Origin of the sequence: uncultured Negativicoccus sp., assembly GCF_902480485.1 — a bacterium.
Taxonomy (GTDB): Bacteria; Bacillota; Negativicutes; order Veillonellales; family Negativicoccaceae; genus Negativicoccus; species Negativicoccus succinicivorans.
Genome location: NZ_CABSTC010000006.1, coordinates 23,386 through 31,055, shown reverse-complemented (window position 1 = coordinate 31,055; position 7,670 = coordinate 23,386). Strand labels below are relative to the sequence as shown.

5 protein-coding genes are annotated in these 7,670 nt (G+C 55.1%); 2 read left to right on the top strand and 3 right to left on the bottom strand.

Features of this window, described 5'->3' with window-relative positions:
- Positions 1-127: 127 nt before the first annotated feature.
- Both RDN69_RS01050 and RDN69_RS01045 read right to left on the bottom strand, forming a co-directional pair.
- Positions 128-475 carry a hypothetical protein gene (locus RDN69_RS01050; RefSeq protein ID WP_273259532.1) on the bottom strand — a complete coding sequence of 116 codons (348 nt, stop codon included), beginning with the start codon at positions 473-475 and terminating at the stop codon, positions 128-130.
- Position 476: 1 nt separating this feature from the next.
- Positions 477-1,379 carry a LysR family transcriptional regulator gene (locus tag RDN69_RS01045; RefSeq protein ID WP_273259533.1) on the bottom strand — a complete coding sequence of 301 codons (903 nt, stop codon included), beginning with the start codon at positions 1,377-1,379 and terminating at the stop codon, positions 477-479.
- A gap of 188 nt (positions 1,380-1,567) precedes the next feature.
- Between RDN69_RS01045 and nifJ the strand changes: the two genes are divergently transcribed.
- Both nifJ and RDN69_RS01035 read left to right on the top strand, forming a co-directional pair.
- A complete protein-coding gene (gene nifJ / locus RDN69_RS01040) occupies positions 1,568-5,236 on the top strand; it encodes a pyruvate:ferredoxin (flavodoxin) oxidoreductase (protein ID WP_288218138.1) in 3,669 nt (1,222 codons plus the stop codon).
- Between the two features lie 101 nt (positions 5,237-5,337).
- On the top strand, positions 5,338-6,441 hold the full coding sequence (locus RDN69_RS01035; protein WP_288218137.1) for a glycosyltransferase family 9 protein: 1,104 nt from the start codon (positions 5,338-5,340) through the stop codon (positions 6,439-6,441).
- A gap of 22 nt (positions 6,442-6,463) precedes the next feature.
- Here the strand turns inward: RDN69_RS01035 and RDN69_RS01030 are convergent, their stop codons facing one another.
- A complete protein-coding gene (locus RDN69_RS01030; RefSeq protein ID WP_288218136.1) occupies positions 6,464-7,636 on the bottom strand; it encodes a glycosyltransferase family 9 protein in 1,173 nt (390 codons plus the stop codon).
- Between the last annotated feature and the right edge of the window lie 34 nt (positions 7,637-7,670).

Here is a 7,670-nt window from a genome sequence, read left to right as displayed (position 1 = left end):
TGACCGCCGCGCGATGCGCGGCGGTCTTTTATTATGCGCGCAAACGAAGCACCCGTGCCGCGCCTGCTGACCGCGCGGAAAAATATTTTCCCCGTTTTGCCCACGCAAAAAGCTCCCTTGCGGGAGCTTATTTTATTTGTTCATCAATATCCCAACGGTTGGTGGTGGTCCGCCAATCGAGATCTGCCTGATCGACTTGCAGTTGATACACTTTGCCATCCAGCGTGCGCAAGTGTTCGGTGTGATCGTTGACGATGAATTCCAAATTGCTAAGGCGCGCGGGCGTGGAGCCCGGTCCTGTCTGCGACAGTTCATTGACGCGCGCGGTGAGCGCCTCGATGCGCTCGTTTTGGATGCTCACGATGTAGCCGAGCACCAGCGCCAACAGCACGAGCCAAGTGACGGGGCGGCGCAGCCACGGGCTTACTTGGTGTCGCCAAAGCTGCAGGCGATGACGGAATGAGTACGTAGTCATTTTATTTCAGAGAGGAGGTAGCGGCAACCTTTTGAATATGATCCTGCGCGAATTCGAGCCACAATTTCGCGGCGTGCGAGAGGTAGTGGCCTTTGCGCCAGATGACGTAAAGACGATGAATGATCGGCCGACCGGCGAGCACGTGCACGGAAACATTGGGATCATTTTCCGGACAGAGACGTTTCGGCAAAAGGGCGATGCCCAAGCCGGCACTGACGGTCTGAATCATGAGCTCGCGCTGACTGGTTTCAAATACGATTTTCGGCGCAAAGTCCGCGGCTTTGCACTTCGCGATGATTTCGTCATGCAAGTTGAAGTCGTCGCGATAGAGAACGAAACCGTCGCCGGAGAGATCGGCGAGCGGGATCTCATTCGCGTCCGCGAGCGGATGATCTTTCGGCAACAGTACGCATACCGGATCTTCCAAAAGGAAGAAGGACTCGTAATCTTTTTTCGGTTCGGTGCAAATAATGCCGAGATCGGTCAAGCCTTCCTGCACGGCGATTTCCACTTTTTTGGAGCCGTATTCGTAAAGCTCGATGTCGATTTGCGGGTACATGCGCTTGAACGCGCCCAAAAGATGCGCGAATACCTGCGCGTCGGTAATCGGCGGCAAGCCGATATGAATGGAACCCTGTTCCAGCTTAAATTCGTTTTCAAAGTCGTTTTTCAAATGTTCAAAAATAAAGACGCTGCGTTTGGCATGGTTCAAAAAAATCGCCCCGGCGTCCGTCAGCTCAACCGCTTTAGCGTTGCGCAAAAAGAGCACGACGCCGAGCTCATCTTCCAGCGCCTTGATGGTGCGGCTGATGGCCGATTGCGAAATATGCAGATGCCGCGCGGCCTTGCTGAAGCTTTTCCGATGCGCGACTTCCGTAAAATATTTTAAATGATGAAAATCCATGCTGACCTCCTGCGGTTGTTGGTTTCGGTAGAATCGTCTATAATTTCAGTAAATCATGGAGATGGAGCAAAGCGCGCCATGTTCCAAAGCGCAAAACCAACTATATGTATGCGTTTTACTCATATTGTGACTTAATCTTACACTGTTTCTTACCTGTTTGCAAGATGAGCGGAAAACAGAAGGGTGGCATGGGCATGAACTGGAAAACAATGGACGGCAACACGGCGGCGGCGCACGTTTCGTATTGCTTTACGGAAGTCGCGGGGATTTACCCGATCACGCCGAGCTCGCCGATGGCGGAGCTGGTCGATGATTGGGCGGCGAACGGGCGAAAAAACATGTTCGGTCGGCCGGTTAAAGTGGTCGAGATGCAGTCGGAAGGCGGCGCGGCGGGCATGGTGCACGGCTCTTTACAGGCGGGCGCGCTGACGACGACATACACGGCCTCGCAGGGCCTTTTGCTCATGATTCCGAATCTGTATAAAATGGCGGGCGAATTGTTGCCCGCCGTACTGCACGTGGCGGCGCGGTCGCTCGCGGCGCACAGCTTGAGCATCTTCGGCGATCATCAGGACGTGATGGCCGCGCGGGCGACCGGTTGCGCGATGCTTTGCGAAGAAGGCGTGCAGGAAGTCATGGATTTATCGGCGGTGGCGCATTTGTCCGCGCTGGAGGGCAGCTTGCCGTTCATCAATTTCTTTGACGGCTTCCGCACCAGTCATGAAATCCAAAAAATTCAAGTACTCGATGAGGAAGTGCTGGCGGGATTGGTCAATCAGGAAGCGCTCGCCGCGTTTCGGGCGCGGGCGTTGAGCCCGGATCGGCCGGTGACGCGCGGCACGGCGCAAAATCCGGATATTTACTTCCAAAATCGTGAAGCGTCCAACCGCTACTACCAGGCGATTCCGGAAATCGTCGAGAAATACATGGGCAAGATCAATGAAATCACGGGCCGTGATTACCGACTTTTCAACTACTACGGCGCGCCCGACGCGGAACGTGTCGTGATCGGCATGGGCTCGGTCTGCGATGTCGCGAAAGAGGCGGCGGATATGCTCAATGCCCGCGGTGAAAAAGTGGGTGTGGTCACGGTGCATCTCTACCGTCCGTTTTCGATTAAGCATTTGCTGGCGGCGATTCCCGCGTCAGTCAAGAAAATCGCGGTGTTGGATCGCACCAAAGAGCCGGGCGCGTTCGGCGAGCCGCTGTTTTTGGATGTGGCGGCGGCGGTTGCGCACGCGGGCCGCGCGATCCGCGTGGTCGGCGGTCGTTACGGCTTGAGCTCCAAAGACGTGCTGCCGGAAGATATTTTGGCGGCGTACCACAATTTGACGAAAGACGAACCGAAACACGGTTTCACGCTCGGCATCATCGATGACGTGACGGAACTTTCGCTCGCGCGCGTCGCGGTCGAACAGGCGCAGGAAACGAAGCATATCGCCTGCAAATTCTGGGGTTTCGGCTCGGACGGCACGGTCGGCGCGAACAAGAGCGCGATCAAAATCATCGGCGACAACACGGACATGTTCGCGCAGGCTTATTTCGCGTACGATTCCAAAAAATCCGGCGGCGTGACGATTTCCCATTTACGTTTCGGCAACACGCCCTTGCGCAAACCGTACCTCATTCGCAACGCGTCATTTATCGCCTGTCACCGTCAGGCGTATGTCTATGAATACGATTTACTGCGCGGTTTGAAAGAGGGCGGCACCTTCCTTTTGAACTGCACATGGACGCCGGAAGAAATCGAGGCGAAACTGCCGGCGCTCCTGAAACGCAAACTCGCCAAGCAACACGCGAAATTTTACATCATGGACGCGGCGACGATCGCGCGCGAGATCGGTTTGGGCGGTCGCATCAACATGCTGATGCAGGCGGCGTTCTTCGCGCTGACGAAAGTCATTCCGGTGGAGGACGCGGTCCGTCATCTGAAAGATTCCGTCGTGAAAAGTTACGGTCACAAGGGCGATGATATCGTCGCGATGAACTTTGAAGCGATTGACCGCGGCGTCGCCGCGCCGATTGAAATCCCCGTGCCCGACGCGTGGCGGCACGCCGTGGAAGACACGCCCGCGCAAGCCGCCGCGAAACAACAGCGGCCGCGCTTTATCTGCGAGGTTTGCGACGTGATGAATCGACAGGCGGGCGACGACTTGCCGGTGTCGACCTTCATTGATCGCGCTGACGGCACCTTCCCGGTCGGCACGAGCCAATACGAAAAACGCGCGACCGCCACGATGGTGCCGGAGTGGATTCCGGAACGTTGCATCCAATGTAACCAGTGCGCGTTCGTTTGCCCGCACGCGACGATTCGTCCGATTTTAACCACGGAAGAAGAGGCGGAAGCCGCGCCGGAAGGCTTCATCGTGCGTGACGCGGTCGGCGCGAACGGCATGAAGTTCCGCATCGTCATCTCGCAGGAAGATTGCTACGGCTGCGGCAACTGCGTCGACGTTTGCCCCGCCAAAGGCAAAGCGCTCGTCATGAAACCGATCGAAGAAGAAATCGACAAACAACCCTTGTGGGATTACGCGATGAGCCTGCCGCAAAAACCGAACCCGATGAAAAAAGAAACGGTCAAAGGCAGTCAGTTCGAGCCGACGTATTTTGAATTTTCCGGTGCCTGCTCGGGTTGCGGCGAAACACCGTACATTAAACTCGTCACGCAACTCTTCGGGGACCGCATGCTGATCGCGAATGCCACCGGCTGTTCCAGCATTTACGGCGCCAGCGCGCCGTCGATGCCGTACACGACCAACCAAGACGGCAACGGTCCGGCGTGGGCGAACTCGCTCTTTGAAGACAACGCGGAATTCGGTCTCGGCATGTTCGCCGGCAACGACACCATCCGTGAACGTCTACGCACGATCGTGGATGATTTCTGTCCGGCGATCAACGATCCGGAACTGTGCGAAGCGCTCGAAGACTGGAGCGCTCATTACATGGAAAGTGAAGGCACGCGCGAACGGGCGGACCGCGTCATCGCGCTCTTGGACGCGCGGGACGACACCAACCCCTATGTGCAAAAATTGCGTTCGTATCGCGATTTCTTCCTCAAACGTTCGCAATGGATTTTCGGCGGCGACGGCTGGGCCTATGATATCGGCTTCGGCGGTTTGGATCACGTGCTCGCGTCGGGCAATGACGTGAATGTGCTCGTGCTCGATACGGAAGTCTACTCCAACACCGGCGGTCAGTCGTCGAAAGCGACGCCGACGGCGGCCATCGCCAAATTCTCCGCGGGCGGCAAGACATCGCGGAAAAAAGATCTCGGCATGATGGCGATGAGCTACGGCTACATTTACGTAGCGCAAATCGCGATGGGCGCGAACCGCAATCAAGCCTTGAAAGCGATCGCGGAGGCGGAAGCCTACCCCGGACCGTCATTGATCATCGCGTACTCGCCCTGTATCGCGCACGGCTTGAAAGCCGGCATGGGCATGACGCAGGAAGAATCGCGGCGCGCGGTGTCGTGCGGCTACTGGTGCAACTACCGTTTCGACCCGAGCCGGATCAAAAAAGGACTGAACCCGATGCAGATCGACTCGCGCGAACCGACCGAAAACTTCCGCGACTTCCTGATGGGCGAAGTGCGCTTCTCGGCGCTGGAAAAACTTTTCCCGGAAAAAGCGCAGGAACTTTTCGCGAAAACCGAACTCGACGCGCGGATTCGTCGGCGCAGCTACTTGCGCTTGAAAGAATCATGGGCGACCAACCTCGAAGAGGAAAAGGCGAGACTCGCGGACGCCGTGCAGCAGACGCACAAGCCGACGGATGAAATTCAATACGAGGTGGAAAAAAATATTTCCGCTAAAGAACGCGCGGAAAAAGTCAAAGCCGCCATGGAACAAATCTGAATATACAGCCAAAAAAGACCGCCGCGGCGGTCTTTTTTGGCGCGTTAATCAGCATGGTATAATAAAGAAAATTCAATGATCAGAGGACTTGGGACAACATTATGGATCAGACAGGCATTCAAAATAAAATTAAAAACGCGCGCCACGCGCTCGTTCTTTTGCCGATGGCGTTGGGTGATTTTACCTATTGGCAGTTGGTCTTACGCGCGTTCACCGAACAATACCCGCAGTTGCGGTTGGACTTGATGCCGGACGAATATTTTATCAATACGCGTTTTCATAGGGGACCGGGCGCGCTTGTCAATCCGATTATCTGCGACTGGGCGGCGCAAACGGGTATTTTCCATGATGTGTACGCGGATCTCTATACGGGAGATTCGGAGGCGGCGTTGGCGCGGGCGAAAAAAGTCGGTTACGATGTCGTTTTTGTTATGTCGAGCCGCGGTCGCCTGCTCGTCGCGGAGGCGGCTAGCGCGTTATTCCCGCGAGCGGCGATTGTCTCATGGTCGCTACGCGAGCGCTGGTTTAAGTTCGGCGCGGATCGGCGACGGTTTGAAAAGGCCGTCGATTTTATCGTGCCGGAAAATCCACAACGATTCAAAAAAATTATTCAAAATTACAATTACTTTTTCCAAACGGTGGCGCGGATGCCGACGTACGATTGGGCGGAGCGGGCGGAGCTGACCGTGCCGGCGGAAGCGCTGGAACGCGCGCGCCGTTGGCGTGAGGAGCGAGGTGTTTTGGAAACGGCGCCGCTTTACTTCATTAACCCGTTCGCGAAAAATAAAAAACGCACGTGGCCTTTGCCGAAAGTGGCAGCGCTGATCCGCGCGCTCAGCGAGCGACCGGAATTTCAACAGGCGGTCTTTCTGATCAACGGTTTACCGAGCGATCAGGACGCGATTGCGGCGCTGATTCGCGAGGAGCAGTTGCCGCGCGCTTACGGTTTCACGGCGGACCAAGGTTTTTGGGACTTGCCGGCGATGCTTGCGCACAGTCGTCTGATTATTTCCGTGGAAACGGCGATCATGCATATCGCGTCATTATTGCACCGACCGCAAATTATTCTGATGCGTTTGAAAAATCCGGAATGGGTACCGGTCAATGAAAAGGAACTCCGCATTATTTGGAACCGTAAACGGCGTCACCATATCGAAGATATCGAAGTCGCGGAAGTAATCGAAGAAATTATAAATGAGCAATAAAAAATCCCCGCACGGGGATTTTTTATTGCGGCTGGGTGACGTCCGCCGCGGCTTGGTTCAGCAAGGCGGCGAGCTCTTTGCGTTTAGCCGTGTCGAATGTCGTATACAGCATTTTCGGCGTAAACTTGCCGTGTTTTCTGCGTTCCTGTCGCTTGTGGAGACTGTAACGCCAGCGCCGTAAGGTGCGCATGATGACACTTCCGGAACGAATATATTCTTTCGCTTCGTTCATGACAAAGTGGTAATGCGGCTTCTTGAGTGATCCCCAACGTTGCCAGCAGTGGTTGGGTTCACGGCCGAAGACGCCGACGACGGGCGTGCCTTGCGTCCACGCCAGATGGAACGTGCCGGTGGACGGTCCGAGGAAAAGGTCGCAACGCTGAATGACGGCGGCCGCATGGAAAATCGAGCGATGATTGGCGAAAATCGTTGCCGGTTTTTGCAGACGGTCATTGATCGCTTGGCAAAAAGCGTATTCATCAAAGGGCAAATGCATATCTATTGAAATATCACGCGGCGCCTGCTTCGGGCGATAGCAACCGAGTAAAATCGTCCAGTCGGGATGGGCGTCCTGAAAGTCCTGCAATACCTGCGCCCATGCTTCAATCGGTAAGGTCAGACCGGAACCGCCCGTAGCGGGACTGACGAAAAGCGCGGGCGAGGTAACGGCTTCACGCGCCCAAAACTCCGCCGCCGTTGCTTTTTCCTCTGCTGTTAGTGGGATGGTGAAATCCTCCGTGCGCGCGTTTTGGTAGCGCTCCGCATCAACATGCTCCAAGATCTCCAACGTGTATTCCGATTCATGTTGCATTTTGTCTAAGTTATTATAGTGAAAACGATTTTGGACAAAGCCTTGCGGATATACGTCTTGATTATGATGTGAGTTGCGCTGAATCCCCATCTTGTACGGTATATTGAGCTCCAGAATTATCTCCGACGCCGGACGAAAATCTTGCAACGAAATCAACATGTCGTAATGGCGTTCATTTAACAATTTCACAAGCTCGTCATGCGCATACTCATTGGCGCAAAGAATCTCATCGGCCGAGTGAATGCGTTCGATAATCGGGCGCGTATACGTGTTGGCAAGCGCCGTGATTTCCGCGTCGGGATACATGCGCCGAAGCGTACGAAACGACGGCACGGTCAACAACGCATCGCCGATTTTATCCATGCGGATGGCAAGAATTTTCATATGTGCTCCTTACGATATAAAGAAAATATTATGT

Excerpts from the sequence above, each read along its gene's own strand:
- RDN69_RS01050 (WP_273259532.1), bottom strand. The coding sequence starts at position 475 with ATGACTACGTACTCATTCCGTCATCGCCTGCAGCTTTGGCGACACCAA.
- RDN69_RS01045 (WP_273259533.1), bottom strand. The coding sequence starts at position 1,379 with ATGGATTTTCATCATTTAAAATATTTTACGGAAGTCGCGCATCGGAAA.
- nifJ (WP_288218138.1), top strand. The coding sequence starts at position 1,568 with ATGGGCATGAACTGGAAAACAATGGACGGCAACACGGCGGCGGCGCAC.
- RDN69_RS01035 (WP_288218137.1), top strand. The coding sequence starts at position 5,338 with ATGGATCAGACAGGCATTCAAAATAAAATTAAAAACGCGCGCCACGCG.
- RDN69_RS01030 (WP_288218136.1), bottom strand. The coding sequence starts at position 7,636 with ATGAAAATTCTTGCCATCCGCATGGATAAAATCGGCGATGCGTTGTTG.